Annotated in this window: 24 protein-coding genes and 1 tRNA gene; 14 read left to right on the top strand and 11 right to left on the bottom strand. The window is 58.9% G+C overall.

The features are described from left to right. Positions 1 to 141: 141 nt before the first annotated feature. The 6 genes from araD to chvE all read right to left on the bottom strand — a co-directional run bounded on the left by araD (position 142) and on the right by chvE (position 8,479). Positions 142 to 1,887, bottom strand: coding sequence for an L-arabinonate dehydratase (gene araD, locus QD357_RS08010; protein ID WP_107108771.1), 1,746 nt, complete (start codon positions 1,885 to 1,887; stop codon positions 142 to 144). A 62-nt stretch (positions 1,888 to 1,949) separates the two neighbouring features. Then, positions 1,950 to 3,383, bottom strand: a complete 1,434-nt coding sequence (locus QD357_RS08015; RefSeq protein WP_107108772.1) for an aldehyde dehydrogenase family protein — start codon at positions 3,381 to 3,383, stop codon at positions 1,950 to 1,952. 67 nt (positions 3,384 to 3,450) lie between these two features. Further along, positions 3,451 to 4,449 carry an AraD1 family protein gene (gene araD1, locus QD357_RS08020; protein ID WP_107108858.1) on the bottom strand — a complete coding sequence of 333 codons (999 nt, stop codon included), beginning with the start codon at positions 4,447 to 4,449 and terminating at the stop codon, positions 3,451 to 3,453. A gap of 116 nt (positions 4,450 to 4,565) precedes the next feature. Next, complete coding sequence (mmsB, locus tag QD357_RS08025) at positions 4,566 to 5,774, bottom strand: multiple monosaccharide ABC transporter permease (RefSeq protein WP_107108773.1); 1,209 nt, start codon at positions 5,772 to 5,774, stop codon at positions 4,566 to 4,568. Next, the gene (gene mmsA, locus QD357_RS08030) at positions 5,771 to 7,309 is read right to left on the bottom strand and encodes a multiple monosaccharide ABC transporter ATP-binding protein (protein WP_107108774.1); all 1,539 of its coding nucleotides are present in this window, start codon (positions 7,307 to 7,309) and stop codon (positions 5,771 to 5,773) included. Before mmsA ends, mmsB begins: the two co-directional genes overlap by 4 nt. A 105-nt stretch (positions 7,310 to 7,414) precedes the next feature. Continuing rightward, a complete protein-coding gene (gene chvE, locus QD357_RS08035) occupies positions 7,415 to 8,479 on the bottom strand; it encodes a multiple monosaccharide ABC transporter substrate-binding protein (RefSeq protein ID WP_107108775.1) in 1,065 nt (354 codons plus the stop codon). Positions 8,480 to 8,752: 273 nt separating this feature from the next. On the opposite strand from chvE, the gene QD357_RS08040 reads away from it, so the two are divergent. Next, entirely contained in the window at positions 8,753 to 9,775 is a 1,023-nt protein-coding gene (locus tag QD357_RS08040; RefSeq protein ID WP_107108776.1) for a LysR family transcriptional regulator, read from the top strand. 48 nt (positions 9,776 to 9,823) lie between these two features. Further along, the gene (locus QD357_RS08045; protein ID WP_107108777.1) at positions 9,824 to 10,294 is read left to right on the top strand and encodes a hypothetical protein; all 471 of its coding nucleotides are present in this window, start codon (positions 9,824 to 9,826) and stop codon (positions 10,292 to 10,294) included. On the opposite strand, the gene QD357_RS08050 is transcribed toward QD357_RS08045, so the two are convergent. After that, positions 10,295 to 10,555, bottom strand: coding sequence for a hypothetical protein (locus tag QD357_RS08050; protein WP_107108778.1), 261 nt, complete (start codon positions 10,553 to 10,555; stop codon positions 10,295 to 10,297). Positions 10,556 to 10,801: 246 nt separating this feature from the next. Here QD357_RS08050 and iolG point away from each other — a divergent pair, with 246 nt between their 5' ends. After that, the gene (iolG, locus tag QD357_RS08055) at positions 10,802 to 11,794 is read left to right on the top strand and encodes an inositol 2-dehydrogenase (protein ID WP_107108779.1); all 993 of its coding nucleotides are present in this window, start codon (positions 10,802 to 10,804) and stop codon (positions 11,792 to 11,794) included. 166 nt (positions 11,795 to 11,960) lie between these two features. Here iolG and QD357_RS08060 read toward each other — a convergent pair whose 3' ends face one another. The 4 genes from QD357_RS08060 to QD357_RS08075 all read right to left on the bottom strand — a co-directional run bounded on the left by QD357_RS08060 (position 11,961) and on the right by QD357_RS08075 (position 17,213). Next, the gene (locus tag QD357_RS08060; RefSeq protein ID WP_107108780.1) at positions 11,961 to 12,545 is read right to left on the bottom strand and encodes a DUF4304 domain-containing protein; all 585 of its coding nucleotides are present in this window, start codon (positions 12,543 to 12,545) and stop codon (positions 11,961 to 11,963) included. Positions 12,546 to 12,812: 267 nt separating this feature from the next. Next, positions 12,813 to 14,543, bottom strand: a complete 1,731-nt coding sequence (locus tag QD357_RS08065) for a CRTAC1 family protein (RefSeq protein ID WP_107108781.1) — start codon at positions 14,541 to 14,543, stop codon at positions 12,813 to 12,815. After that, positions 14,540 to 15,964 (bottom strand): di-heme oxidoredictase family protein, encoded by a 1,425-nt coding sequence (locus tag QD357_RS08070; protein ID WP_107108782.1) that lies wholly within the window; start codon positions 15,962 to 15,964, stop codon positions 14,540 to 14,542. The genes QD357_RS08065 and QD357_RS08070 overlap by 4 nt, the downstream gene beginning before the upstream one ends. A gap of 10 nt (positions 15,965 to 15,974) precedes the next feature. Next, entirely contained in the window at positions 15,975 to 17,213 is a 1,239-nt protein-coding gene (locus QD357_RS08075; RefSeq protein ID WP_107108783.1) for an ROK family transcriptional regulator, read from the bottom strand. Positions 17,214 to 17,433: 220 nt separating this feature from the next. On the opposite strand from QD357_RS08075, the gene xylF reads away from it, so the two are divergent. From xylF to QD357_RS08130, 11 genes are all read left to right on the top strand, one after another. After that, positions 17,434 to 18,474, top strand: coding sequence for a D-xylose ABC transporter substrate-binding protein (xylF, locus tag QD357_RS08080; RefSeq protein WP_107108784.1), 1,041 nt, complete (start codon positions 17,434 to 17,436; stop codon positions 18,472 to 18,474). Positions 18,475 to 18,767: 293 nt separating this feature from the next. After that, the gene (locus QD357_RS08085) at positions 18,768 to 20,096 is read left to right on the top strand and encodes a sugar ABC transporter permease (protein WP_107108785.1); all 1,329 of its coding nucleotides are present in this window, start codon (positions 18,768 to 18,770) and stop codon (positions 20,094 to 20,096) included. A 15-nt stretch (positions 20,097 to 20,111) separates the two neighbouring features. Further along, complete coding sequence (locus QD357_RS08090; protein ID WP_028751812.1) at positions 20,112 to 20,894, top strand: ATP-binding cassette domain-containing protein; 783 nt, start codon at positions 20,112 to 20,114, stop codon at positions 20,892 to 20,894. 167 nt (positions 20,895 to 21,061) lie between these two features. Continuing rightward, positions 21,062 to 21,138: transfer RNA gene (locus tag QD357_RS08095), tRNA-Arg, on the top strand. Positions 21,139 to 21,480: 342 nt separating this feature from the next. Further along, a complete protein-coding gene (locus QD357_RS08100) occupies positions 21,481 to 22,827 on the top strand; it encodes an AAA family ATPase (protein WP_414124134.1) in 1,347 nt (448 codons plus the stop codon). Then, positions 22,817 to 23,404 carry a hypothetical protein gene (locus QD357_RS08105; protein ID WP_107108865.1) on the top strand — a complete coding sequence of 196 codons (588 nt, stop codon included), beginning with the start codon at positions 22,817 to 22,819 and terminating at the stop codon, positions 23,402 to 23,404. The genes QD357_RS08100 and QD357_RS08105 overlap by 11 nt, the downstream gene beginning before the upstream one ends. Positions 23,405 to 23,785: 381 nt before the next feature. Further along, positions 23,786 to 23,947, top strand: coding sequence for a hypothetical protein (locus QD357_RS08110; RefSeq protein WP_181316086.1), 162 nt, complete (start codon positions 23,786 to 23,788; stop codon positions 23,945 to 23,947). 184 nt (positions 23,948 to 24,131) lie between these two features. Next, positions 24,132 to 24,926: a polysaccharide deacetylase family protein gene (locus tag QD357_RS08115; protein ID WP_107108866.1), complete on the top strand. Its 795-nt coding sequence runs from the start codon at positions 24,132 to 24,134 to the stop codon at positions 24,924 to 24,926. A gap of 177 nt (positions 24,927 to 25,103) precedes the next feature. Continuing rightward, on the top strand, positions 25,104 to 25,517 hold the full coding sequence (locus QD357_RS08120) for a DoxX family protein (RefSeq protein WP_107108867.1): 414 nt from the start codon (positions 25,104 to 25,106) through the stop codon (positions 25,515 to 25,517). Positions 25,518 to 25,691: 174 nt separating this feature from the next. Further along, complete coding sequence (locus tag QD357_RS08125; RefSeq protein ID WP_107108868.1) at positions 25,692 to 26,213, top strand: arsenate reductase ArsC; 522 nt, start codon at positions 25,692 to 25,694, stop codon at positions 26,211 to 26,213. 147 nt (positions 26,214 to 26,360) lie between these two features. Beyond that, the gene (locus tag QD357_RS08130; RefSeq protein ID WP_107108869.1) at positions 26,361 to 26,936 is read left to right on the top strand and encodes a GbsR/MarR family transcriptional regulator; all 576 of its coding nucleotides are present in this window, start codon (positions 26,361 to 26,363) and stop codon (positions 26,934 to 26,936) included. The last annotated feature ends 3 nt before the right edge of the window (positions 26,937 to 26,939 follow it).

Raw genomic sequence — 26,939 nt, forward strand, 5'->3', positions numbered from 1 at the left:
TCCCGCTCTATCCCTTTGGTTTGACGCATTCCGGACGGAAAACTGCTTCGCACTTTTCCTGGAATTGCTCCAGCGAACGGCCGCAACATACGAAAAGGGCGGAACTTTCGTCCCGCCCCTTTCCAATTCCAGTCGCCAAACTTAGTGGCTGTCGCGATTGTTCGGGATTTCCGAGCCGCGTGGGCCGACGAGGAAGTCGAGGTCAGCGCCGGTATCGGCCTGCATGACCGACTTCACATAGAGGCCGCCGTAACCGCCGGTAAGCGGCTTGACCGGGGAAACCCAGGCGGCGCGGCGCTTTGCCAATTCCTCATCCGACACTTCGAGCTGGATGGTGCGGGCAGGAACGTCGACGGCGATGATGTCGCCGTTCTGAACCAGTGCCAGCGGTCCGCCATCGGCAGCTTCCGGAGCCGTATGCAGGATAACGGTGCCGTAGGCCGTACCGGACATGCGCGCATCGGAAATGCGGATCATGTCGGTGATGCCCTTCTTCAGCACCTTCGGCGGAAGACCCATGTTGCCGACTTCGGCCATGCCCGGATAACCCTTCGGGCCGCAGTATTTCAGCACCATGACGCAGTTCTCGTCGATGTCGAGATCCTCGCGGTTGATGCGGGCGTGATAGTCCTCGATGCTTTCGAAGACGACGGCGCGGCCTTTATGCTGCATCAGATGCGGAGAAGCGGCCGACGGCTTCAAGACAGCACCCTTCGGAGCGAGGTTACCGCGCAGAACCGCGATACCGCCCGACTGCGTCAGCGCCTTTTCGCGCGGCACGATGACGTCGTCATTGTAGTTGACGACATCCTTGACGCCGGCCCAGATCGTGTCGCCGGTCACCGTGATGGCGTCCTTATGCAGCAGGCCCATTTCGCCGACTGCCTTGATGACGACGGGCAGGCCGCCCGCATAGTAGAACTCTTCCATCAGGTGCTTGCCCGACGGCTGCAGGTTGACGATCGTCGGCACTTCGCGGCCAAGGCGGTCCCAATCGTCCAGCGACAGATCGACGCCGACGCGGCCGGCAAGCGCTAGCAGGTGCAGAACGGCATTGGTCGAGCCGCCGACGGCGCCATTGACGCGGATGGCGTTTTCGAACGCTTCCTTGGTCAGAATGTCGGACGGCTTCAGATCTTCCTTGACCATGTCGACGATACGGCGGCCGGAAAGCTGCGAGATGACGCGGCGGCGCGCATCGACAGCCGGGATAGCCGCATTGCCGGGCAGCGTCATGCCGAGTGCTTCGGCCATCGACGCCATGGTCGAGGCTGTACCCATGGTCATACAGCTACCGGCCGAGCGAGCCATGCCCTGCTCTGCATCCATGAATTCATCCAGCGACATCTCGCCGGATTTCACCATTTCCGAGAACTGCCAGATTGCCGTGCCGGAGCCGACATCCTTGCCGCGCCACTTGCCGTTCAGCATCGGGCCGCCGGAAACGAGGATGACCGGGATGTCGACCGAAGCCGCACCCATCAGCAGGCTCGGCGTGGTCTTGTCGCAGCCGCCGAGCAGCACGACGCCGTCAACCGGATTGCCGCGGATCGCTTCTTCAACGTCCATAGCCGCCAGGTTGCGGAACATCATCGCCGTCGGGCGCAGCGTGCTTTCGCCAACAGAGAAGACCGGGAATTCGACCGGGAAACCACCCGCTTCGTAGACGCCGCGCTTCACGCGCTCCGCAAGATCACGCAGGTGCGCGTTGCAGGGCGTCAGCTCCGACCAGGTATTACAGATGCCAATGATCGGCCGGCCGTCGAAGGTGTCGGCCGGAAGGCCCTGGTTCTTCATCCAGGAGCGATGCATGATCGCGTTCTTGCCGGTGCCGCCGAACCAGTCATAGGAACGCAGCTTGCGCGGCCATTCAGCTTTCTTTTTCATGTCTCAGTACCTTTTGCGTCGCCCAGGCCGCCTCGTTCGCGCCTGGGCTTTGAAATCGATGGTCAGGCCAGCGTGTACGCGGTCTTGACGGTGGTGAAGAACTCGGCGGCATATTTGCCCTGCTCGCGCGGACCGAAGGACGAACCCTTGCGGCCGCCGAAAGGCACATGGAAATCGACGCCGGCCGTCGGCAGGTTGACCATCACCATGCCGGCTTCGGCATTGCGCTTGAAATGCATCGCGTGCTTCAGGCTGGTCGTGGCAATGCCGGAAGACAGGCCGAATGGCGTGTCGTTGGCCGTTGCCAGCGCCTCTTCGTAATCCTTCACCCGGATGACCGAGGCGACCGGCCCGAAGATCTCTTCGCGGCTGATACGCATCTGGTTCGTCGCTTCGGTGAACAGCGTCGGCTGCAGGTAGAAGCCGGGCGTGTCGCGGCTGACGAGTCCGCCGCCGAAGGCGAGCTTGGCGCCCTCCTGTTTGCCGATCTCGATATAGTCGGTATCCGTCTTCAACTGCTTGGCGTCGACGACCGGACCGATATGGGTGCCGGACTTCAGCGCGTTGTCGACATTCAGCGTCTTCAGCTTCTCCGTCAGCGCCGCCACGAACCTGTCGTGGATGCCTTCGGTGACGATCAGGCGTGACGAGGCCGTGCAGCGCTGGCCGGTCGAGAAGAAGGCGGAATTGGCAGCGGCCTCGACGGCAACGGTCAGATCGGCATCGTCAAGCACGACCATCGGGTTCTTGCCGCCCATTTCGAGCTGGTACTTGCGGCCATGCTCGACGGAGGAAAGTGCGACGCGCTTGCCAGTGCCGACCGAGCCGGTGAAGGTGATGCCGGAAAGAACCGGGCTGTCGAGCATTGCCTGACCGACGACCGAGCCCTTGCCCATGACGAGGTTCAACACGCCCTTCGGCAGGCCGGCGCGATGGAGAATATCGACGATCGCCCAAGAACAGCCGGGTACGAGATCGGCCGGCTTGAAGACGACAGTATTGCCGTAGCAGAGCGCCGGCGCGATCTTCCAGGCGGGAATGGCGATCGGGAAGTTCCAGGGCGTAATCACGCCGATGACGCCGAGCGGCTCGCGCGTGATTTCGACCCCGATGTTCGGGCGCACCGAAGGAACGACTTCGCCCGCCAGCCGCAGGGCTTCGCCGGCGAAGAATTCGAAGATCTGCGCGGCACGGATCGTCTCGCCGATCGCCTCGGGCAGCGTCTTGCCTTCTTCGCGGGCAAGCAGCGCACCGAGTTCATCCTTGCGCGCCAGGATTTCCTCGCCCGCCTTCTTCAGGATCGTGTGGCGCTCGAGAATGCCGGAACGCGACCACGCCGGAAAGGCTGCCTTGGCCGCGGCAATGGCGTCGGCAACGTCCTGTACGCTGGCGCTGGCATAGAGGCCGACAACTTCGTTGGTATCGGACGGATTGATATTCTCGGCGCCGGTCGTACCGGTCCATTCGCCGGCGATCAGATTCTGATGAATGGTCATGGCTTCATGCCTTCCTGGGTCTTCTTGGAGACGACCGGCCACTTAAGGAGTAGCCGGCCTCGATACACTAGAGCTGGCGAATGGCCACTTTCTCTTCGGCGGCAATAGCAAGTCGATTGCGCAGCGGCAGGCCGAAGTCGGCCACTTCGATTTCGAAGACATCGCCGGCTTCCGGCTTGATGCCTTCCGCGAAGGAGAGCGTCGCTGTGCCGAACATATGGACGTGGATGTCGCCGGGAATGCGGAACAGGCCGTACTTGAAATGATGGTATTCGAGATTGGCGAAAGTATGCGACATGTTCGCCTCGCCCGAGAGGAAGGGCTTTTCGAAGATCACCTTGTCGCCGCGCTTGATGCGCGAAGTGCCCCGGATATCTTCCGGTGCGGCGCCGATACGGATTTCCGGGCCGAAGCTTGCCGGGCGCAGCTTGGAATGGGCGAGATAGAGATAGTTGATCCGCTCGGTGACGTGATCGGAAAATTCGTTCGAGAGCGCGAAACCGATGCGGAACGGCGAGCCATCCTTGGCGATGACGTAAATGCCCGCCATCTCCGGCTCTTCGCCGCCATCAAGCGCGAAAGACGGTGACACGAGCGCCGCGCCGGGTGCCGTCGCACCAAAGCCGTTGCCCTTGTAGAACCATTCCGGCTGCACGCCCTTCTCGCCGTCCTTCGGCTTGCCGCCTTCGAGGCCCATCTTGAACATCTTCATCGAGTCAGTCAGCGTCTCTTCAGCAGCCTCCGTCGTCTTCTTGTGCATGGAATCGCGGGTTGCAGCGGAGCCGAGATGGGTCAGACCGGTACCGGTCAGATGCATGTGTGCGGCATCGGGATGGGTGATCGGCGGCAGGAAACGACCTTCGGCATATGCTTTTTCCAGATCGATCTCTTCGCCAAGCCCATGTGCCTCAATGACCGCGACGAGAGATTTGTCGTTGTCGGCGGCTTCCATGGCCAAGGCGTAGACGCTGCCGGCATTCAGAACAGCCTTAGCGGGGGTGCCCGGCCCATTGCGCACGGCGACGACGATGCCACCGTTCGAACCCTTGATCTGGGAAATGAGCATGTTTTTCATCCTTTTCTAACGGACAGAGATCGGATGCAGTTTCCCGCTCCGGCTCTCAGCGAGAGCCGGACTCTGTCATGGATTTGGTTTTAAAAGCCCGGCTGATCGCGCTGCGATCAGCCCTTGTTCTTGTTGTAGACGTCGATGAACACGGCAGCGAGAAGGACCGCACCCTTGATCATCTTCTGCGAGTCCGTCTGATAGCCGAGGATGGACATGCCCTGGTTCAGCACGCCCATGATCAAGGCACCGATGACGGCCCCCGTCACCTTACCGACGCCGCCGGATGCCGAAGCGCCGCCGATGAAGCAGGCCGCGATCACGTCGAGTTCCAGACCGTCGCCGCCCTTGGCAGTTGCCGAGTTCAGGCGCGTGGCGATGATGATGCCGGCAATGCTGGCAAGGATGCCCATGTTGATGAAGGTATAGAACGTCAAGCGGCGGGTATCGATACCCGAAAGCTTCGTCGCCTTCTCATTGCCGCCCATGGCATAGATGCGGCGGCCGATCGTAGTGCGCTGTGTGGCGAAGCTGTAGAGAGCAATCAACAGCAGCATCAGAACCAGAACGTTCGGCAGCCCTCTGTATGAGGAAATCTGGTAGCCGATGAAGATGGTCGCAGCCGCAACCACCAGATTCTGGCCAAGAAAGAAGCTGAACGGCTCGACGTCAATGCCGTGCTGCTCGTTAACATTGCGGCGACGCCATGAGAGGAGGAACATAACGATCGGGATGGCGATGGTCAGGAAAATCGACGTCGAACGGATGGTACCCATATCGACAAAGTCCGGAATGAAACCAGTCGCGACGATCTGGAAAGCAGGCGGGAACGGACCGATGCTGCTGCCGTTGCCGGTCGTATTGATGATCGTATAGGTCAAGCCGCGGAAAACCAGCATGCCCGAAAGCGTAACGATGAACGACGGAATGCGGTGGTAGGCGATGAAATATCCATGCCAGGCACCGACCGCGGCACCCATCAGAAGACAAATGACGGTCGCAAGCGCCAGATTCATATGCATCTGCACAACCAGCACGCCGGCAACGGCACCGACGAAACCGACGACGGAACCGACGGACAGGTCGATATGACCGGCCACGATGACCAGCAGCATGCCCAACGCCATGATGACAATGAATGAATTCTGCAGCACGATGTTGGTCAGGTTCTGCGGCCTGAACAGAACGCCGTTCGTGAGATACTGAAACAGCAGCATGATGACGACGAGCGCGATCAACATGCCGTATTCGCGAATATTGTTGCGGATATGGTCGCCGATGGAAACGACGTGGCTGCTTTCCGTAGCTGGGCTGGCCGTAGTCATTGATGCTTCTCCCCTGAGCGCATGATAGCGCGCATGATACTCTCCTGGCTTGCCTCTGCCTTCGGCAGCTCGGCAACGATTCGACCCTCGTTCATGACATAGATACGGTCGCAGGTACCGAGAAGCTCCGGCATTTCCGATGAAATCATCAGAACGCCCTTTCCGTCGGCGGCAAGCTGGTTGATGATGGAATAAATTTCGTATTTGGCGCCGACGTCGATGCCGCGCGTCGGCTCGTCAAGGATCAGGACGTCCGGATCAGAGAACAGCCACTTCGACAGCACCACCTTCTGCTGGTTGCCGCCGGACAGGTTGCCCGTCTCCTGGAAGACGCCTGCCGAGCGAATTCGCAGCTTCGAGCGATAGTTCGTCGCCACCTGCAGTTCCCGAACGTCGTCAATGACGGTCGCCTTGGAGACGCCCATCAAATTGGCGAGCGTCGTATTGTGCAGGATGCTGTTCGACAGCACGAGACCGAGCTGCTTGCGATCCTCGGTCACATAGGCGAGACCGGCATCGATCGCCCTGCGCACCGTGCTGGTGTCCACCTGCTTGCCATCGACGAAGACCTCGCCGCTGACCTTGTGACCGTAGGACTTGCCGAACACGCTCATGGCAAATTCGGTGCGGCCGGCGCCCATCAGGCCGGCAATGCCGACAACTTCGCCCTTGCGCACATTGACGTTGATATTGTGCAGGACCTGACGATCGCGATGGTGCTGGTGGAAGGCGTTCCAGTTTTTGACTTCGAAGATCGTCTCGCCGATCGGCACCGAGCGCGGCGGATAACGGTCGGCCAGCTCGCGGCCCACCATGTTACGAATGATGATGTCTTCGCTGATCTCTTCTTCGTGACAGTCCAGCGCCTTCACCGTCATGCCGTCACGCAATACCGTGATCTGATCGGCCACCTTGCGCACTTCGTTGAGCTTGTGCGTGATGATGATCGAGGTGATGCCCTGATTGCGGAACTCAATGAGGAGATTCAGGAGCGCATCGGAATCGCTTTCATTGAGCGACGCCGTCGGCTCGTCGAGAATGAGCAGCTTGACGCTTTTCGACAAGGCCTTGGCGATCTCGACGAGCTGCTGCTTGCCGACCCCGATGTCGGTGACCAGCGTATTCGGAGATTCCTTGAGGCCCACCTTGGCAAGAAGCTGCTTGGTGCGGGTGAAGGTTTCCTGCCAATTGATCATGCCATTGGCGACGACCTCATTGCCCAGAAAAATGTTTTCCGCGATCGACAGCAGCGGCACGAGCGCCAGCTCCTGGTGGATGATGATGATGCCGATCTCTTCGGAGTCTCTGATGGTTTTGAACTGACGGACGGCGCCGTCATAGAAGATATCGCCATCATAGGTGCCGGCCGGGTAGACGCCCGAAAGCACCTTCATGAGGGTGGACTTGCCTGCCCCATTTTCCCCGACCAAGGCATGGATTTCGCCCTGCCGGACCTTCAGATTGACATTTTCCAAGGCGTTCACACCAGGAAACGACTTGGTGATGCTCCGCATTTCGAGGATGGTATTGTCCATTGTCCGTATCCAACGCCGCGATCAAACATAACAGACCGGGCGATCGTCTTAAATATCAAAGCCAGGGCCCGCATTTCAGCGAGCCCTGACCGGTATGTCGGAAGATTACTTCAGCTGATCAGCCTTGTAGTAACCGCCTTCTACGAGGATCTTCTCATAGTTGGTCTTGTCGACTGCGACCGGGGTCAGCAGGTAGGACGGAACAACCTTGACGCCGTTGTCGTAGGTCTTGGTGTCGTTGACTTCAGGCGTCTTGCCTTCCATCAGAGCGTTGACCATGTTGACGGTGACCTTTGCGAGGTCACGGGTGTCCTTGAAGATCGTGGAGTGCTGCTCGCCAGCAATGATGGACTTAACCGACGGAATTTCGGAGTCCTGACCGGTAACGATCGGCAGCTTCACGCCGCCGCTGCCATAACCAACGCCCTTGAGCGAGGAGAGGATGCCGATCGACAGGCCGTCATAAGGAGACAGAACGGCATCGACTTTAGCGTCGGTGTAGTAGGCCGACAGCAGGTTGTCCATACGAGCTTGGGCCGTTGCCGGGTCCCAACGCAGCGTACCGACCTTGTCCATGCCCATCTGGCCGGACTTCACGACCAGCTTGCCGCTGTCGATGTAGGGCTTCAGGACAGACATTGCGCCGTCATAGAAGAAGAAGGCGTTGTTGTCGTCCGGAGAACCGCCGAAGAGTTCGATGTTGAACGGACCCTTGCCATCCTTGAGGCCGAGAGCGTCGACGATCGAGCCAGCCTGGAGAACGCCAACCTTGAAGTTGTCGAAGGTCGCATAATAGTCGACATTGCCGCTGTTGCGGATCAGACGGTCATAAGCGATGACCTTGATGCCGGCATCGTGAGCCTTCTGCAGAACGTCGGACAGCGTGGTGCCGTCGATCGAGGCAACGACGAGAACCTTGTCGCCCTTCGTGACCATGTTCTCGATCTGCGAGAGCTGGTTCGGAATGTCGTCGTCGCCATACTGCAGGTCGGTGCCGTAGCCGGCTGCCTGAAGCTGCTTGACGATGTTGTTGCCGTCATCGATCCAGCGAGCCGAAGCCTTGGTCGGCATAGCGATACCGACGGTACCCTTATCTGCCGCGAAGGCAGGCGCAACCAGCGTAGCGACGCCGAGCGCTGCGCCGGCCATCAATGAGATAATGGATTTCATTACTCTCTCCCTTAGTTAATAATGCGGCGGACGAAAAAACGCCCGCCCGAGACTGCGGCAGGTTCCGTAGAAGGAATGGTTACTTCTAATTGTGAGAAACGAAGTAGGTCTCCTCCACGCTCTCACGTGCATGAGCTGCACCCAGCGCACGACCGGCAAACTCGTACGATTTCGTATAACTGTCAAATAGAATAACTGGCGCGACATATACCTAGTTTGGTATAATGTTAAAAAATAGTACTTTTTTGCCGACGAACAGGAAATTTGGCCGTGATGGAGAAAATATATAGCGATTATCCGAGCGAAAGCATCGAGATTCATTCCGACAGTTTTCGTGACGACACGCTGCTCAAGGCCGGTTTGAAACTCAATCACCTGCGTATGATCGTCACAATCGAGGATCATGGTCAGATTTCGGCCGCCGCTGAGTCGATGAACATCTCACAACCTGCAGCCTCTCGCATGCTGTCAGAAATGGAGTCGATCGTCAAAAGCCCCCTTTACGAACGTGTCGCACGTGGCGTCGTGCTGACACCCTTCGGCCTGGCACTGGCCAAGCGGGCACGCAAGATCCTGCTCGAACTGCGTGAAGTCAGCCGCGAGATCGGCGAACTCAGGACCGGCAAAGGCGGTTCGGTCTTTCTCGGCGCCGTCACCGCACCCGCGATCAGCCTCGTTGTGCCGGCGATCCAGCGCGTGACGCGCGCCTATCCCGGCATCGAGATCAATATCGAGGTCGAGACCAGCAACGTGCTCGCGCGTGAACTGCTCGCCGCCCGCCACGACTTCATCATCAGCCGCATTCCAGACGAGCTCGATCCCCGCTTGTTCAACGCCCACGAGATCGGGGTGGAGAAGGCCTGCCTGATCGTCCGCAATGGCCATCCGCTGCTGGAAAAAGGCGTTGCCAGCCTCGAGGACCTGCCGGGCTATGACTGGGTCTTCCAACCGCCCGGCACGCTGTTGCGGCGCAAGGTAGAAGACATCTTCATCAAGGCCGGCGTGCCCCTGCCGGAAAACATTATCAACACCTCTTCGCTGCTCCTGACGCTCGCCATCGTCTGCAAGACGGACGCCATCACCCCGATCGCGCTCGATATGGCGCAATTCATCTGTGGACAGACATCGCAAGCCGGCGAATCCTGCATCCTGCCCATCGATTTCGATATCGAAGTGAAGCCTTACAGCCTGATTACGGCCCGCGAGCGTGCCATGCCACCAAGCGCCCGGCTGCTGCACGACATGATTCTGCAGGAAAGCAGGAACCCCGATCCGGCCATCGGCTTGCAGCCATAAGCTCCGCGCCAACTTGCACGGCTATCCCGAACACTTCTGGAGGCAGGCATGTTGTTCGGGCAATCGCTGTTTCAATCCGTCCTCGATCGTCTCGATGCGGAGGAAGAAAAGTCTGAGAAGAATGAGGCGGCGCATCGCATCCGCGGCCTCAACGTGAGCTTTGCCGCAACCGTTTTCGGAGGCGAGCCGGCGGCATCCTCCCGTCCGGACGATGCCTATGTCGACAATCTCGGCAACGACATCCCCTCGCGCGAGCCAATGCGGCCGGATTCTAAACCGAAAGAGCCGGAGCCGGCGGTCATGCCGGACTATCTCGCACGAACCTCGCGGGAAGACGTGGCGGCCGAACTGGAGATCTCTTCGCAGACCACCCTTCAGTCTCTTCACGAAAAACGCCGCGCGTTCGCCAAGGCCAATCATCCCGACGGCGTCGCCCCGCCCTTCCGCGAGCAGGCGACGACACGCATGATGATTGCCAATCAATTGATCGACGAGGCCATACGGCGTCTCGCGCGATAGCTACTTCTTCTCGTCCGTCGGCGCGTCGTCTTCCGCCTCGTCGCTCGCAGCGGCACGTTCAGCCTCGGCCTTGGGCGGCTGCGGATTGAAGCTGAAGAGCAGCATCCAGGCGGCATAGACGCCAAGGCCGCCTGCGAGGACCGCCCAGAAAGGCTGCGGCCCCAGAGCCTCGACGATCGCCCAGCCTAAGCAGACGGCAACGATCAGAACCCGCACCCAAAGCGGCTTATAGATAGGATGGTTGGGATCGATCAGTTGCATGGGCCTCGTTCGCCTGTTGGAGAGAACTTGTCTTTAGCGCATGATCCCGAAAAGTGCGAAGTGGTTTTGAAAGAGACTATGCCGATCAAATCGGGCACAGGGCGCCGATTTCAGAAAAAGCCATTTTCGCGACATGAATTTCAGAATTGTGAAATGCTAGCGGCTTGACGCCGCCATTGGAAAATGGAATGAAAATTCCATACGGATCATTATTCGGTTTATTTGTTCCGAATTAGGGAGGTAAAGATGACTGTCAGATTTGGTCTGCTCGGCGCCGGGCGCATCGGTAAAGTGCACGCGAAGGCCGTGAGCGGCGATGCCAACGCCAAACTCGTTGCGGTGGCGGATGCGTTCCCGGCCGCTGCGGAAGCGATTTCCTCCGCCTACGGCTGCGAAGTCCGCACCATCGAAGCGATCGAGGCTGCGAAGGACATCGATGCCGTCGTGATCTGCACGCCGACCGACACCCACGCCGATCTTATCGAGCGCTTTGCGCGCGCCGGCAAGGCAATTTTCTGCGAAAAGCCGATCGATCTCGATGTTGCCCGCGTCAAGGCCTGCATCAAGGTGGTCGAAGAGGTGAAGGGCAAGCTGATGGTCGGCTTCAACCGTCGCTTCGACCCGCATTTCATGGCGGTCAAGAAGGCCATCGACGATGGCCGCATCGGCGCGGTCGAGATGGTGACGATCACCTCGCGCGATCCCGGCGCCCCGCCGGTCGACTATATCAAGCGCTCCGGCGGTATCTTCCGCGACATGACCATCCATGATTTCGACATGGCCCGCTTCCTGCTCGGCGAAGAGCCGGTCGCCGTGACCGCCACCGCCGCAGTCCTCGTCGACAAGGCGATTGGCGAGGCCGGCGATTACGACAGCGTCTCCGTCATCCTGCAGACCGCATCCGGCAAACAGGCGATCATCTCCAACTCCCGCCGCGCCACCTATGGCTACGACCAGCGCATCGAGATCCATGGCTCGAAGGGCATGGTCGCTGCCGAAAACCAGCGCCCCTTCTCCATCGAAGTTGCCAACGGCGACGGCTATACCCGCCCGCCCCTGCACGACTTCTTCATGACCCGCTACACGGAAGCCTACGCCAACGAGATCGCAAGCTTCATCGCTGCAGTCGAAAAGGGCTCTGCGATCACGCCATCCGGCGCCGACGGCCTCGCCGCGCTCAAGCTTGCGGACGCAGCGGTTCAATCCGTCAAGGACGGGAAGCTGGTTAAGGTCGATTAAGACCGCGCTCAGCGTCCAGAAAATCAAAAATGGCCGGGTTGATCGCCCGGTCATTAACGTAAATGTGGAATCATCAAAAATGTTAAGGTTCCACATTTTTGCGATAACCGCTAACGCTGCCGGCCCCAAGCGCACGGTCGACTCATGTCGCTCACATCTCCGGAGTTCAAAGAGAAATACCGTTATTGCTCGCCCAGGCGAGGAAATACGTTCGGGCTGCAGGCCGAAGTCCAATTGCCTCTCGCAGTCGCCGAGTTGCCTCGTCTCTATCGCCCGACAGCAAGGCTGCGCTGAATGACAGCAAAGAGGGGCTGTCTTTCAGGGCCGCTGCAAGGCGCGAGGGATCGAGGTGAGATTCGAGCCATGGAATGCCAGTGGACTGCATCTTCTCAGCCAGATCAGCCGCGACCAAATCCAGGTCCGATGCCGCCGTAACCTCCCACCAATGATCTCGGCCATACACGAGTGTCCCCAACCTAGTGCGAAGGGTCGCGCTCGGCTCTGAAGGTTTTCCTTCAATGGCGTTCTGCCCTGCCATGGAGGCCACCGCAGCCACGAAGACGCCGAGGTTAACGGTAAACTTGCCGTTCTCTTCCAAATTCCAGCGGCTCGCTTGCAGGTTTACGATCAGCCAATCTTTGCCTTGAGACCGGTGCCAGTTGCGTCCCGACTTTTTAAACCCCTCACTTTTGAGCAATTGCGCAAATCCGCGCTTGATAACTTCATCTATGCTTTTTGCAGCGCCGCCCATACATTATCTCCAAGCTCGCAGACCACTATATGGATAGGAATTCGATCCTGTCACCGAGCAACTAGGCGAGAGCAATCATTAAACGGTTCGATGACCGCAATTGGCGGCTAGTTGCCATCAGGGGGAAGAAATCGAAACCGCGTTGGGCGGAGAAATCTTCGGGATACGCAACACCCCTCTTAACTGGCGTTACAAGGTTTTGGTGAAGGTTGGCCGGTCGATTCCACATTTAGGGCTTAATCGCCCGGCCATTTTTATTCGCTCATATCACTTCGTCGCCGGCTGATCGGTCACCGGTTGAGCGGTCGGCTCAGCCGCAGCGGCCTGATTCGCGTTTGGCGGCGACGCGAACCAGTATTTGGCCGATGTGGTACCCCGCTTGATGACGACGTGTTGGTTGGCGAAGATGCGATAGGGCTGGCTCCATTCTCCGTCCGGCCACTGCACGCGCACCACGGCACGTTCATTGGTTCCAAGACCGAAATGCGTGAAGCCGACATGGCCTGATGCGTGGCCACCGCCGATCTGGACGCGCTGCACCTGCGTCTGCGTGCCGGCCCGGACATTGATGGTGGCGCCGATGCCCATATGGTTGATCGGGCCGTTGTCCAATTCGATTTCGGTCCAATTGCCGAGGGGGCGATAACCCCAGTCGGTCTTGGCGCCGAGATTGCGGAACAGGAAGGCGCGCTGCATGCGGTTGACGACGAGGATGTCGAGCATGCCGTCATTGTTGAAGTCCTCGACCACCGCGCCGCGCCCCTTGCCGGGAAGCGCAATGCCGGCCTCGTCGCCCTTCTCGGTGAACTTTCCGTCGAAGCCGCCGAGCAGCAAGTTGTCGGGATCGCTGCTGGCGAAATCCGGCATGGCTTCGACATTGCCCTTGGTCAAAAACAGATCCATGTTGGTATCGTTGTTGATGTCGGCGAACTGCGCATGCCAGGCCGTCGACGGCCTGTGGTCCTTGCCGATATAGGGCCGATAGGCGGCTGCTCCCTTTTCATAGGCGGTGTCGCGATAGGTCGGGCTGTTCTCGTCAGCCTCGTCATCGAGTTCTTGCAGCTTGTTGTCACCCATCGATGTGATGAAGTATTCCGGCTTGCCATTTGCCTTCGGATCGGCCTCCGCAAGGCCCATGCCCCAGATCTTCAACGGCGCCCAGCCTTCTGCAGTCGTATATTGCCGCGGCGGCCGTCCCGGCGCGATGTCCCAGAGCTGCTCCTGTCCGCCGCGATAATATTGCCGGTCGTTGGCGACGCGCAGCGAATCCTGGCCCGAATGGTTCCAATCGGTGAACAGCATCGACAGCGTGCAATAGCTCGGCTTCAGCGGCAGCGGATTGGAATAGTCGACCTTGTCATTACTGACAGGACGATCGAAAACATTGTCGCTGCAGGTGCCGAAGGGCGTTCCCGGCGCATAGCGGTCGACATAATTGCCGAAAGCAAGCGTCGGATATTTATTGCCGGCTTCCCAGGTGGCCGCAAAAGCGACCGTCCAATCCTTGCCGCCGTCGAAGGCGAAGGTGCGATTGGCTTTTTCGAAGATGCAGTCCGGACCGCCCTTCAGGATGATATTTTCACCGAGCCGCAACAGCACGACATCCGTATAACCGTCATTGTCGATATCGATCGGATAGACGCCGAGGACGGACCGGAGATCCTTGTCGGAAAGATTGATCGGCTTCTCTTTGAATTTCAGAGCGCCGCCCGTCTCGCTTTCATTGACATAAAGCGCCAACGGGCTGGTGCCGCCGGCTATCATAAGATCGGGCTTGCGGTCGCCGTTGCAGTCGAAGCTGGCGACGCCGCCACCGACGAAATATTCCCAGCCGCCGGTATATTGATGATCTATGCCGGCGGCGACCGCTTCCTCCTGGAAATGCGGGACATCCATCAGAAAAGGCGCCGGCGCGGGCGTGTCCTCGGCGAAACCGCCGGGCGCGAATGAGAACGAAAACAAGCCGGCAACGGCAAGGAGGGCTGCGATCTTCTTCATTTATCCACCCCTGCCTGCTCGATAACCAGCGTCTTGAGGAAAGCGACGATGCGGGCGCGATCGTCATCGGACGCGCCGACATAGGCGTCACGGGCAGCGCGGCCGTCGCCGCCATGGGCGCGGATCACGCCGTCAAGGGTCGTGATGTCGTTGCGATGGCCGTAGGGCGGTGTCGAAGCCACACCCCAAAGCTCCGCCGTCATGAAGATATTGCGATCGACGAAGCGTTGCGCCAAAAGTTCGTTGCCGAGCTGGTCGACGGTGTTGTCGGTCATGGTGTGACGCTTGAGATCGCCGAACAGCGGCACCAGCACCTGCCCCTTATCATTGCGCTTCAGCTTCTTCGTCCAGTCGAGCTGCGACAGGTCGTAGACAGCAGGGTCTTTCACCTGCGAGACGTTCAACGTGCCGGCAACGTCGTTCGGACCGGGATCGGAGAAGGAGAGACTGTCGAGCGGCAGGCTCGTCCTGTGACAGGCCGTGCAGCCCATGCCATCGAATAGCTTCTCACCGGCGGCCGCCATGTCGCGCCATTGCGCGTTGTCCGGCACCTTCTGCACCGGCGCCGGCAAGGTTGCCTGCCAGGCCACCATCGCCGAAACGTCGCCGTCGCTGATCTCGTCGGCATGTCCGTCACCATCGAAATCCGTGGCCCCCGTCCAGCGGCCGCCGAAGCGCTCCACTGGCTCCATACCATGATGCTGGTTCAACGCGTTGACCGTGAACTGCCGGAGCGAGGTCATCACGCCCTTCTGGCTGAAGGGCCGGATGACAAGATCCATGTCGACGCCGTCGAGTTCCTGCATATCGACCAGGCCATTGGGCTGCGCGGTCAACCAGCCGAATTTGACGCCCTTGGTTTCGAGCGCGATGCGCTGGGGCTGGCCGGTTTTCGCCGCAAGCGTAATTGCCTCGGCGCGCTGGTGCTGCAGATCGACGGTCATCTCGCGCGCCAGAAGCTCGACCAGACCATCGCCGAACAGGCTGTTGGTGCCGCGCTCATTGGAGAATTGCGGATCGGTCGTGTCGAAATCCGCGCTCTCGAAACCTTCGGACACGAAGACATTGGTGGTGAAATCGCCGGCGCCGCCCGGAAAGGGCATGTTATGGCAGGAGGAACAGGCATTGGCGTCGACACCGGCCGTCCGGCTGAATTCGTTCATCACCGGGTGCTTGCGCTTGGTCGGCACGATCGCCTGCGTGGCGCCGGGGCGCCCTGCCCCGTCCTCCACCGTGAAGCGTGCCGTAAACAGCGCCTCGCCGATCTCGATGAGATTCTTGAGTTGCTCGACCGTCTGATGGCCGGAAACATCGGCGCCGGCCTGGCCCAGCGCCGCGGTCTTCTCCTCCCAAGGCTGCGCCGCGATAGCGGGCAATCCCGTCGCAGCAAGACAGAGGCACATCAGTGCCATTCGTTTCATAGTCCCCTCCTCAACCAGTCTGGCCGTTCAACTCCGTAACGACACCCGATCTGACGATATCGTCGTCCATCATCGCCAGCGCGCGGTTGAGATGCCCTTCGAACACCAGCGTCGGTTCGTCCGCCATCACCCGCAGCTCCGGCATGCCCTCCATGCGTACGACATGCGATTCCGCCAGCCCCTCGGAAATGCCCTCCAGCAACAGGTCGTAATAGCGCGTCCCCGGTCCGGTGATCGCGATCGGCATGCTTTCGTGCAGGCTGAGGACACGCGACAGGCCGATACCAAGCGCCAGCCCCGCCTGACGGAAGGCGAAAATGTTGCGGCGGCTGCCTTGCCGGGCGCTGGCGGCGATCTTGTCGAGTTCGGCAACCGGCACGAATTTCGCAGGGATCGTATCCAGCGGCACGTCGAAGGCGGCACGCAGGATGGCGTAAAAGCCGGCATAGGCTTCGATGCAGCCGCGCGAACCGCAGCGGCAGAGACCGCCGCCCGACATGTGCAGCATATGGCCGAAATTCGGCGCCGATATTTCGTGCTTTCCTTCCTCGCCGCGGCGCACGATTCCGAGACCAATGCTGTGGCCGAGCGAGAGAGCCGCAAGCCCCCGGAAGTCGCGGCCCTTTTTATTCTCTTCCTGCCGGCCGACGGCAGCGGCCACGAGCAGCGTCTCGTTGCCGAGGATGACTTTCGCCGACCATTCGTCGCGCAGCACCGCGGCAAAATCGATCTGCTCGCGCCCGAAGATCGGCGACCAGCGCAGCACCGGCTCGGAGCTCTCGACCAGGCCCTTGCTGCTGATCGAAATCATCAGCACCTTGTCCCGCGGCAATCGCGAACGGGCGACGATCCGGTTCAAGGCATCGCACAGCCCCGTGACGAAAGAGCCGACACCCGAGACGTTCTGCTGCCTCTCCTCGGTGAAGCGGTCGATCAGCCGGCCGGCATAATCCACAAGCGAATATTGCACTGCATCCGAGGAAATAATGACGACGATGAGATAGCCGCAATCGCGCCGCTGCGAGAAGAGCACGCGCGGCCGGCCGCGGCCGCTGGCGGCCTGCTGCTCTGCCTTTTCGATGATCTGCGCCCGCTCCAGGTCGGTGGTGATGACCGATACCGTCGCCGAGGAAAGCTTGGTGAAATCAGAGAGTTCCGTATGGGCGAGCGGGCCGTGACGGCGCAGTGCCGTCAGCACCAGAACACTGTTTTTCTGGCGGACCAATTCGGTGCTGGATTTGGCCAGCATTATCAAGCCTCCCGCTCATGCCATCCTCCCCTCCGCATCTCCGGCCGGCTTTTGTCAGCGGCGATTAAACCTGGAGATGCGGGTGTTGACAGGTGAAAAAATCTCTGACACTAAATTTCTCGACTGTCGAGAAAAAAATCCGAACCTTTCTCGTCAGCGTTATCGCGGCGGCCGGCGGGAGCTTAGGGCACGTGCGGTCGCATTCACTCGGGAGGATAATATGAGAGCTTTTATTAAGCTGGCTGCGGGCGCGGCCATCGTTTTGACCATGCAGACGACAGCCTTCGCGAAGGATCTGGTCGTCGGCGTTTCCTGGTCGAACTTCCAGGAAGAGCGTTGGAAGACCGATGAAGCAGCCATCAAGAAGGCTCTGGCAGCAGCCGGCGCCAAGTACATTTCCGCTGACGCTCAGTCGTCGGCTTCCAAGCAGCTCACGGACGTTGAGTCGCTGATTTCTCAGGGTGCCAACGCCCTCATCATCCTCGCACAGGATTCCGACGCCATCGGCCCGGCCGTTGAAAAGGCTGCCGACGAAGGCATTCCGGTTGTCGGCTATGACCGCCTGATCGAAAATCCGGCTGCCTTCTACATCACCTTCGACAACAAGGAAGTGGGCCGCATGCAGGCTCGCGAGATCCTGAAGGCGAAGCCGGAAGGCAACTACGTCTTCATCAAGGGCTCGTCGTCCGACCCGAACGCCGACTTCCTGTTCTCCGGCCAGATGGAAGTGCTGAAGCCTGCCATCGACGGCGGCAAGATCAAGAACGTCGGTGAAGCCTATACGGACGGCTGGCTGCCGCAGAACGCGCAGCGCAACATGGAGCAGTTCCTGACCGCCAACAACAACAAGGTTGACGCGGTCGTCGCCTCCAACGACGGCACCGCCGGCGGCGCCGTTGCAGCCCTCGACGCACAGGGCCTCGCCGGCTCCGTTCCGGTTTCCGGCCAGGATGCCGACAAGGCAGCTCTGAACCGTATCGCGCTCGGCAAGCAGACCGTTTCGGTCTGGAAGGACTCGCGCGAACTCGGCAAGCGCGCCGCTGAAATCGCCATCGACCTCGCTGGCGGCAAGACGATGGACAAGATCTCCGGCGTTCAGACCTTCAATGGCGGCCCGAAGCACGTTCCGATGAAGTCGGTCTTCCTGACCCCGATCCCGATCACCAAGGACAACCTCAACGTCGTCATCGACGCAGGCTGGATCAGCAAGGCTGAAGCTTGCCAGGGCGTTAAGGCCGGCAGCGTTGCAGCCTGCAAGTAAGCTGTCCTTGAACGGTTGACCCGACCATAACACCGACGCCGCAACGGCACCCCCGTTGCGGCGTCGAATGCGGATCAGGAGCAGACAACTCTCCCTTGCAGGTGGAGATGGAGCTTCCCGCATCCTTGCTGCGCCATCGCATATCCCATTGGCCTGCCGGATGGCGGTCATCGGGACCGGAACGAAGACCGGCCACACAGGCGATGACGCATTTTTGAGATCGGCGCGATATTGCCAGCGATTGCCCAGAATGCATCGCAGGCCGCGCCCAACAGTGGGAGAACGGCAAAGCGATGGCCGACATGACACAGTCCACCACATCGAGCGGTCCCCGCAATGCAGAAGCCGGAGCAATCACCCGGTTCCTGCGTGCCACCGAAATCGATACCCGCCTGCTCGGCATGATCGGAGCGCTGCTGATCATCTGGATCGGCTTCGATCTTTATCTTCGGATATTCGACGGCCGGGAATTCCTCACCGCCAGAAACCTTTGGAACCTTTCGGTGCAGACCTGCGAAATCGCGGTCCTCGCCACCGGCATGGTGCTGGTCATCGTCACGCGCAACATCGACCTTTCGGTCGGCTCGCTGCTCGGCTTCGTCGCCATGATCATGGGCGTCATCCAGGCCAAGTGGCTGCCGCAATATCTCGGCTTCGACAGTTCCTGGACCTGGGTCATCACACTGCTCTGCGGCCTGGCGATCGGCACGGCCATCGGCGCCTTCCAGGGCGCGATCACCGCCTTCTTGAATGTTCCCTCCTTCATCGTCACGCTCGGCGGGCTTCTCGTCTGGCGCGGCCTTGCCTGGTATGTCACCAGCGGCCAGACCGTGGCCCCGATGGACTCCACCTTCCTCGTCATGGGCGGCGGCGGCGCGACCGGTTCGATCGGCGCCACCTGGAGCTGGGTGGTGGGTGTGATCTCCTGCCTGCTGATCATCTTTGGCATCATCAGCTCGCGCCAGCAGAGAAAGCGCTTTCACTTTCCGCGCCGTCCGCTTTGGGCCGAATATTTCCTCGCCGCCCTCGGCTCGCTGCTCGTCCTCGGCACGGTCTATCTCTTCAACAGCTATTATTGGCCGATCGGCATCGCCAAGCGCTACGCCACGGATCATAATATCACCTGGCCGGAAACGGGATTGAACATTCCCTACGGCATCGCCGTTCCGGTTCTCATCGCCGTCTTCATCGGCATCGTGATGACCTTCATCGCCACGCGCCTTCGCTTCGGCCGCTATGTCTTCGCGATCGGCGGCAATCCGGAAGCTGCCGAACTCGCCGGCATCAAGACCAAATGGGTCATCGTGAGGATCTTCGCGCTGATGGGCTTCCTCGCCGCCGTCGCGGCCGCTATTTCCACGGCGCGCCTGAACTCGGCCGTCAACTCGCAGGGCACGACCTACGAACTCTTCACCATCGCCGCGGCCGTTATCGGCGGCACCTCGCTTGCCGGCGGCAGCGGCACGGTTGCCGGCGCCATGATCGGCGCCCTCGTCATGCAATCGCTGCAATCGGGCATGGGTCTCGCCAATGTCGATACGCCAATTCAGAACGTCGTCGTGGGCATTGTCCTGGTGGTCGCCGTTTGGCTTGACATCGTCTACCGCTCGCGCGCCAAGTAAAAGGAATTCGGAACCATGACGGACCAAACCACTCCGCTTGTGGAAATGAGGAACATTTCCATCTCCTTCGGCGGCATTCACGCCGTCGACAACGCCTCGGTCGACCTCTACCCCGGCGAAGTCGTGGCGCTGCTCGGCCATAACGGCGCCGGCAAGTCGACGCTGATCAAGATTCTCTCCGGCGCCTACAAGCGCGACAGCGGCGATATCCTGATCAACGGCGAACCGGCTGATATCCGCACGCCACGCGACGCCAAGAAATACGGCATCGAGACGATCTACCAGACGCTCGCCGTCGCCGACAATGTCGACGCCGCCGCCAATCTCTATCTCGGCCGCGAGCTGCAAACCCGCTGGGGCACGCTCGACGACGTCGCCATGGAGGCTTCGGCCCGCAAGGTGATGGGACGCCTGAACCCCAACTTCAAGCGCTTCAAGGAGCCGGTGAAGGCGCTCTCCGGCGGCCAGCGCCAGTCGGTGGCGATCGCCCGCGCCATCCTCTTCAACGCCCGCATCCTGATCATGGACGAGCCGACGGCGGCTCTCGGCCCGCAGGAAACCGCGCAGGTGGGCGACCTGATCAAGGAGCTGAAGAAGGACGGCATCGGCATCTTCCTCATCAGCCACGACATCCACGATGTCTTCGACCTCGCCGACCGCGTTTCGGTGATGAAGAACGGCCAGGTCGTCGGCCACGCCCGCACCGAAGACGTCACAAAGGACGAAGTCCTCGGCATGATCATCCTCGGCAAAGTCCCGCCCAAAGCCATCCCCGGCCCCGGCGCGATGAAGAGCTGAGCCCGATATCCTAAGCAAACAAACAGGGCCGCGCCCCCAGGGGATCGCGGCCCTTTTTCATTCTGAGATACCGATATGCGCTTTCCCGCATTTTCCGCATTGAAGCCAAACGCTTCCTAGGCTAAGAACCACCTCATCGGACAGGCGAGTCAACCCGCCTCAGGCATGCACCCGTAGCTCAGCTGGATAGAGTGTTGGATTCCGATTCCAAAGGTCACAGGTTCGAATCCTGTCGGGTGCGCCATCATTTTGATTGTCCATACCGAAGACATAGGTAACAGTTTGCACCTAAGACATGGGTGAAAACCTCGTGCCGAACGGTTGCCGATAGTTTGTAAGGTCCTCTGTTCCAAGTCGATATATCCCAGATCATAGCGTGACGCCGACGAGCCAAATGCCGTCGTCGACTTCTTTGATGCCGAGCCTCTGACCTGCCAGCACCGTCGAGATGTTGAATCTCCTTGCGATAGATGCAGATGCGGCCGCAATGGGTCACGAGCGCCACTAGTGGCGAATAAATTCAACATTCACTAACGCGACTGTTACATGATATGCCGTCTTAGCTGGTATCCTGAAAGTTGCTGTTTTGAAGTTCAAAGTCTCGAATTTAGGAAAGATCAACCTTGCCGAGGTCACGCTGTCGCCTCTGACGATCCTTGTTGGCAAAAACAACACCGGGAAAAGCTATCTAGCTAGTTTGATTTGGGCTTTGGGGAACATTGATAGCCCTTATTTTTGGCCAGATTGGCCAGAGTGGCCGATTGGTGAGGATACAGTCCCTAACTGGCTAGCCGAATTCTGTGATCTTGATGGTACGTTGATTGGCAGAAGCTTGCTGATAGACAACGACAAAGCCGCCGATATCCTCGCTTTCATTAGAGATACTATCGACCGCAACCTGCCAGCCTACTTGTCTGAGATTTTTGCATTTCCGGGCTTCAGCGAGACGAAGCTATCGATTGAAGATGCTGATTTCCAACCTTTTACAATTTCTATCGGTCCAGACATTTCCGGAGACAGCGAAGTCTCCGACAAGGACGAGATGATTTTATGGGTTGACTTCGGAGATGGTGATCCGAAAATGCGATTGTTTTTCGCGAAAGATGCTGCGGGGCAACAATTCAATCAATTCCGCATCGTGACTGAGACGTGCGGCCACGTCCTTTTCGGTCCCGATTGGGAAAAATATTCAAGACAAGCTTACATCCCCGCGGCCCGCACTGGCCTAATGCTAGCTCTTCCCGCGCTGCAGCAGCAGGCATTTTCACATCATACTGAGCAAGCCCAGACACCTTTTCCGGCTACGCTAAGGAGCTTTGTGAGACTGATGTTGCGTGCTCGACCCAATTTTGAAAATAGCCCCAATATCGCGGAGTGGCTCTCGGAGCGCATTCTCACCGGGACGATTGCTTCAAAAAGTGGACGAACTGGCGATTATCGGTATATCCCCAGCGGCCTTCCATTAGAGCTTCCTTTTCATGCGACTTCGTCGATGATTACGGAACTAGCTCCGCTCCTGATAGCTTTGGAAAGAAGCTTCAGCTCGCGCCATATCGTATTTGAGGAGCCGGAAGCTCATCTGCATTTGGAAGCACAACGTGAGATGGCTCGCTTCATCGCACGTTTGGTTGGTAGTGGTTGGCTTGTCACGTTGACCACCCATAGCGACACGTTTGTTCAAGAAATAAATAACTTAATGAAGCTTCATCAGTTGTCGAACAAAGAGGAGTTAATGCCAGCGCTCGGTTATGATGAAGCAGACTTAATCAATCCGATGGTTGCCCGAGCGTACGAATTTCGCGCATCGAAAACCGGCACGGAGGTTGTTGAACTCGAGAGGACCCAAGACGGATTCGTCGTGCCAAGCCTGAATGAAACTCTGATGGCCCTCGCGACGGAAACGCTTCAATTACGAGATGCCGATGATAACTGAAGCATGCAAGACGGGGATGCTGCACCTTTCAAAAAGCTTTGTTTACTACCCTGACCATCACGCGAATTTTCACTTTGAAGAAAAGAATGTCGCTGGAGCTGGTAAAGCTTATTTTTCTTCTAACGCGCCTTGCGTTGTGATGAGAGCGACGAATCAAGCGCCGCTACTCTGGGCCCTAAATAATCGTAAATGCGCAGAAGGTGCATTTGTCACCTTTGATGCTGATGGCTGCAGACTTCATATTGTCGAAATGAAAAGTAAACTCACTCAAGGTACGTGGGCGAAAGTCCTGCTGCAGTTCAATGGGATGTATCTTTCCGCCTTAGCGACCGCAAGAATACTCGGCATTGAAAGCTTTACCTCTGTAACTTGTTATATTGCCTACACAGAGGATGCGATGAATCCGGACAAATCTGCTGATATGATTTTGATCAAACCATTTGTGGGGGTTCCAAATCCGGTCGGCGGCGCAACTGAGTGGGAAAAAGAACGGTGCCTGTTGCCGCTGAATCAAGCTGCTACTATCCGCAAAACCCAGCGAGATGCTAACAATGACGCGAATTTCGGTCTCGTGTAAGCAATTGTCCTTGCCAACTAAACAAGTCTTTCTCGGATCGTTAAGGACCAGCCGCAAGACAACGAGGCTGTGAGCCATAGCCCCGCAGGTCACGCGCCGTTATAAACCACATAAGCCGCCCAGCATGGGCGAGGTCGCTCTTATTTCTGTGGTTCCTCAGCTCGCTATCCGCCGAGAAAACCACCTCTGAAACGGAAACTCCGTCCTCAGAACGGCGCTTCTTGGCTTAAGCTAGAATGTCCGGTCCGGGCTGGACTCGACAGCAACCGGCACCACCTCTTCCACCCCCTTCCCCCCAAACATCCATGAACAAACCGTAACTTGCCTCCCCGCCCCTACGGGATGACACTTCTATCGCGCCGGATAACGGAGATGATAGACATGTCGAATTTGGAAATGCTCGTCAGACGCCGGATTGAAGAAGAGCGGGCCAAGGGGACATCCCCGGAGCGGATAACGCAACTCGTTCAGGAACTCTTCAACAGCATGGACGCCGCGCAGGCGAATGCTCCCCATACGGTTTCGCGCGATCGGAATTCTTAAGCCGAATTGCGCATGCATCACCTTCGCCGGCTCGAGCTTTGATATCTTCGCGCCGGCGCCTCCTTCGAACCTGCCTCGAAAGCAAGCGCCGGTCCGCCGGCCGATGGGGAGAGTATAAGCCGGTCTTAATGGAACAGCCGCTATAGACATGCGATAACGAGCCGGGAAACGAGGGCCACTATCCATGTCCATTGGGAATTACCTTCGCACGATACTCGCCGCGCTCGCATTGCTTTGCAGCGCCTTGTCGGCCGGGGCGGCCGGGCGGGTTATCTATCTGACCTTCGATGACGGCCCGCTGTCGGGGACGGCGAATGTTCTGGATGTGCTGGCCGAAGAGCAGGTGCCGGCGGCGATGTTCATGGTCGGGCTGCATGTCGATTCCAGCGTTGAGCAAAAAGCGCTGCTGATGCGCGCCAAGGCGCTGCCCTTAGTAACTGTCGGAAACCACAGCTACAGCCACGCCAACAATCGCTACAGGGACTTTTACTCCAACACCGACGCCGTCGTTGCAGATATGCTCAAAGCCAATAGCGTGCTTGGCCTGACGCCCTGGGTCTATGCCCGTTTGCCCGGGCGCGACGTCTTTCGCCTGATCGACTATTCCAAGGACGATCTTTCAATGGACCCCGCCCATTACGAGCGCGAAGTGGTCGACTACGACTATGTGGCGGCGATGAAGTTCCTGATCTATGGCTGGGACTTCGAATGGGCGCATTCGGGAGATGGCAAACCGGTGCAATCCGTCGATCTCCTGCTCAGCGAAATCGATCATCTCTTCGCCTATGGCCGGTTCATGAAACGCAACGAGATGATCCTCTTGATGCATGATGAGATGTTTCAGGATCGTTTTGACGGCAAGGCAAAACTCCAGACACTCATCCGGCAATTGAGGCAACGGGGCTATACCTTTGGCGACGTAAAGCAATATGATCCGAACCCCTATACCGGAACCCCGATGCATTCGTCGTCCAAGTGATCTGGCAATCGCAACGCGGGACCGGGCATCATGAGAGTCCGGATCACGCAATCTGACCGCCAATGCAAAAACATTTAGCGCATCATGTCGGGAATGCGGCCCGTCTTCCGTCCTTGGGCAAGATCGGCGATACCATAATCTGCATCGCCGAACAGTCGAACAACGGAGGATATCGACATGGGTAAGACAATCGCAATCTGCCTGGCCAGATTGATCTTCGGCGGCGTCTTCGTGATGGCGGCCGCCTTCAAATTCGCGGGCATGCAATCGACAGCCGACTATATCGCCTCGGCCGGTTTTCCGCTGTCGCTACCCCTCGCCTGGATAGCCGCCTTCTTCGAAAGCGCGCTGGCGATCTGCCTGCTGACCGGCGCTTTCTTCTCCGAAGCCGCGCTGCTTGCCGGCATCTATGTCATCTTTCTGGCCTTCAGCTTCCATGGACCCAACCGCTGGACCGGCGCTCAGGCGGAATTCGGTTTTTTCATCGATCACTTAACCTTCTTTGCCGGGCTGCTGTTTGCCGCGGTTCACGGGCCTGGCGAAAGATTTGCCATTCGCGTCGGCATGCTGCGATCGGATACCGGCATCTGATCGCAGCCGTTTTCTTCAAGAGTGACGCATCTCTCGCCCTGTAGTGTATAATTGTGGTTGCGATGCTTCCGGCGGTTGGCGCGCCTCCTGAAAAAGGGTTGCGGCGCCGGCCATTCGGAAATCCGCTGCTGTGACCGTCATTTGCGTGACACGATACATGGGGGAAAAAGCGCAATGAGCGATGATCGCGTCTACAATGTTCTATTTCTCTGCACGGGCAATTCCGCCCGTTCTATCCTGGCTGAATCGATCTTGAACACCGAAGGCAAAGGCCGCTTCCGCGCCTTTTCGGCCGGCAGCACGCCCAAGGGCAAGATAAATCCCTGGGCCGTCAGGACACTGGATGCTCTCGGCTATCCCTCTTCCGGCTTCAGCTCGAAACGCTGGGATGTCTTTGCCGAGCCGGGCGCACCGCAGATGGATTTTATCATTACCGTCTGCGACGACGCAGCAGGGGAAGCCTGCCCGGTATGGCCCGGCCATCCCGCTTCCGCGCATTGGGGCATCGAGGACCCCTCCACCGTCGAAGGTTCCGAACTGGACAAGGGCCGCGCCTTTGCACAGGCTGCCCGCTACCTGAAAAATCGGATCATGCTCCTGGTCAACCTGCCGATTACATCGGTCGACCGGCTGGCATTGGAAGCGCATCTGCACGAGATCGGCCAGATAGAAGGCTCGACATCGCTGGAGGCCTAAGCGGATGATCTCATGACGCATTTCAAGGGCGAGCGGGGCTTTCCCGCGCAGATTGACGCATGGATGACATAGCGATTGCAAGGCGGGTCGGCTTGCAAATACAGTGATTTCAGAAATTTCTGAAATCACTGACAATGGGGTGCAACCATGAATCTTCCGCCTCTCGTACAATCCTTCGTGCTTCATTTTGGGGAAATGGGTTCGCGCTGGGGCATCAACCGCACGGTCGGGCAGATCTATGCCCTGCTCTTCGTCTCCCCGACACCCGTCTGCGCGGAAGAGATCGTCGAAGCCCTCGGCATTTCCCGCTCGAACGTCTCCATGAGCCTGCGCGAGTTGCAGGCCTGGAACCTCGTGCTGCTCAAACACAAGCCCGACGACCGCCGCGACTTCTTCACAACGCCGGATGATGTCTGGCAGATCCTGCGCACGCTCGCCGAAGAGCGCAAGAAACGCGAGGTCGACCCCACCCTTTCGATGCTGCGCGAAATCCTGATGCAACAGCCGGCCAGCGATGCCGAACGCCATGCGCAGGCGCGGATGAGCGAGATGTACGGCCTGATCGAGCGCCTGACCAATTGGTACGAGGACGTCAAGCAGTTGGAGACCGAGCGGCTCGCCACTCTGCTGCTGCTCGGCTCGAAGGTGACGAAGCTGCTGGAGGCCAAGGACCGTGTCGTCTCGCTCGGCCGCCGCCGTTCCAAAACGGCGAAAGAGGATTGAACG

The organism is Rhizobium sp. BR 317 (genome assembly GCF_047445835.1).
GTDB classification, from domain to species: Bacteria; Pseudomonadota; Alphaproteobacteria; order Rhizobiales; family Rhizobiaceae; genus Rhizobium; species Rhizobium paranaense.

Bases quoted from the DNA above. Each gene is read 5' to 3' on its own strand.
- QD357_RS08120 (WP_107108867.1), top strand. From the start codon at position 25,104: ATGGGTAAGACAATCGCAATCTGCCTGGCCAGATTGATCTTCGGCGGC.
- xylF (WP_107108784.1), top strand. From the start codon at position 17,434: ATGAGAGCTTTTATTAAGCTGGCTGCGGGCGCGGCCATCGTTTTGACC.
- QD357_RS08130 (WP_107108869.1), top strand. From the start codon at position 26,361: ATGAATCTTCCGCCTCTCGTACAATCCTTCGTGCTTCATTTTGGGGAA.
- QD357_RS08115 (WP_107108866.1), top strand. From the start codon at position 24,132: ATGTCCATTGGGAATTACCTTCGCACGATACTCGCCGCGCTCGCATTG.
- QD357_RS08075 (WP_107108783.1), bottom strand. From the start codon at position 17,213: ATGCTGGCCAAATCCAGCACCGAATTGGTCCGCCAGAAAAACAGTGTT.
- QD357_RS08015 (WP_107108772.1), bottom strand. From the start codon at position 3,383: ATGACCATTCATCAGAATCTGATCGCCGGCGAATGGACCGGTACGACC.
- QD357_RS08085 (WP_107108785.1), top strand. From the start codon at position 18,768: ATGGCCGACATGACACAGTCCACCACATCGAGCGGTCCCCGCAATGCA.
- QD357_RS08110 (WP_181316086.1), top strand. From the start codon at position 23,786: ATGTCGAATTTGGAAATGCTCGTCAGACGCCGGATTGAAGAAGAGCGG.
- iolG (WP_107108779.1), top strand. From the start codon at position 10,802: ATGACTGTCAGATTTGGTCTGCTCGGCGCCGGGCGCATCGGTAAAGTG.
- QD357_RS08050 (WP_107108778.1), bottom strand. From the start codon at position 10,555: ATGCAACTGATCGATCCCAACCATCCTATCTATAAGCCGCTTTGGGTG.
- chvE (WP_107108775.1), bottom strand. From the start codon at position 8,479: ATGAAATCCATTATCTCATTGATGGCCGGCGCAGCGCTCGGCGTCGCT.
- araD (WP_107108771.1), bottom strand. From the start codon at position 1,887: ATGAAAAAGAAAGCTGAATGGCCGCGCAAGCTGCGTTCCTATGACTGG.
- QD357_RS08125 (WP_107108868.1), top strand. From the start codon at position 25,692: ATGAGCGATGATCGCGTCTACAATGTTCTATTTCTCTGCACGGGCAAT.
- QD357_RS08045 (WP_107108777.1), top strand. From the start codon at position 9,824: ATGTTGTTCGGGCAATCGCTGTTTCAATCCGTCCTCGATCGTCTCGAT.
- mmsB (WP_107108773.1), bottom strand. From the start codon at position 5,774: ATGACTACGGCCAGCCCAGCTACGGAAAGCAGCCACGTCGTTTCCATC.
- araD1 (WP_107108858.1), bottom strand. From the start codon at position 4,449: ATGCTCATTTCCCAGATCAAGGGTTCGAACGGTGGCATCGTCGTCGCC.
- mmsA (WP_107108774.1), bottom strand. From the start codon at position 7,309: ATGGACAATACCATCCTCGAAATGCGGAGCATCACCAAGTCGTTTCCT.
- QD357_RS08070 (WP_107108782.1), bottom strand. From the start codon at position 15,964: ATGAAACGAATGGCACTGATGTGCCTCTGTCTTGCTGCGACGGGATTG.
- QD357_RS08105 (WP_107108865.1), top strand. From the start codon at position 22,817: ATGATAACTGAAGCATGCAAGACGGGGATGCTGCACCTTTCAAAAAGC.
- QD357_RS08065 (WP_107108781.1), bottom strand. From the start codon at position 14,543: ATGAAGAAGATCGCAGCCCTCCTTGCCGTTGCCGGCTTGTTTTCGTTC.
- QD357_RS08040 (WP_107108776.1), top strand. From the start codon at position 8,753: ATGGAGAAAATATATAGCGATTATCCGAGCGAAAGCATCGAGATTCAT.
- QD357_RS08060 (WP_107108780.1), bottom strand. From the start codon at position 12,545: ATGGGCGGCGCTGCAAAAAGCATAGATGAAGTTATCAAGCGCGGATTT.
- QD357_RS08090 (WP_028751812.1), top strand. From the start codon at position 20,112: ATGACGGACCAAACCACTCCGCTTGTGGAAATGAGGAACATTTCCATC.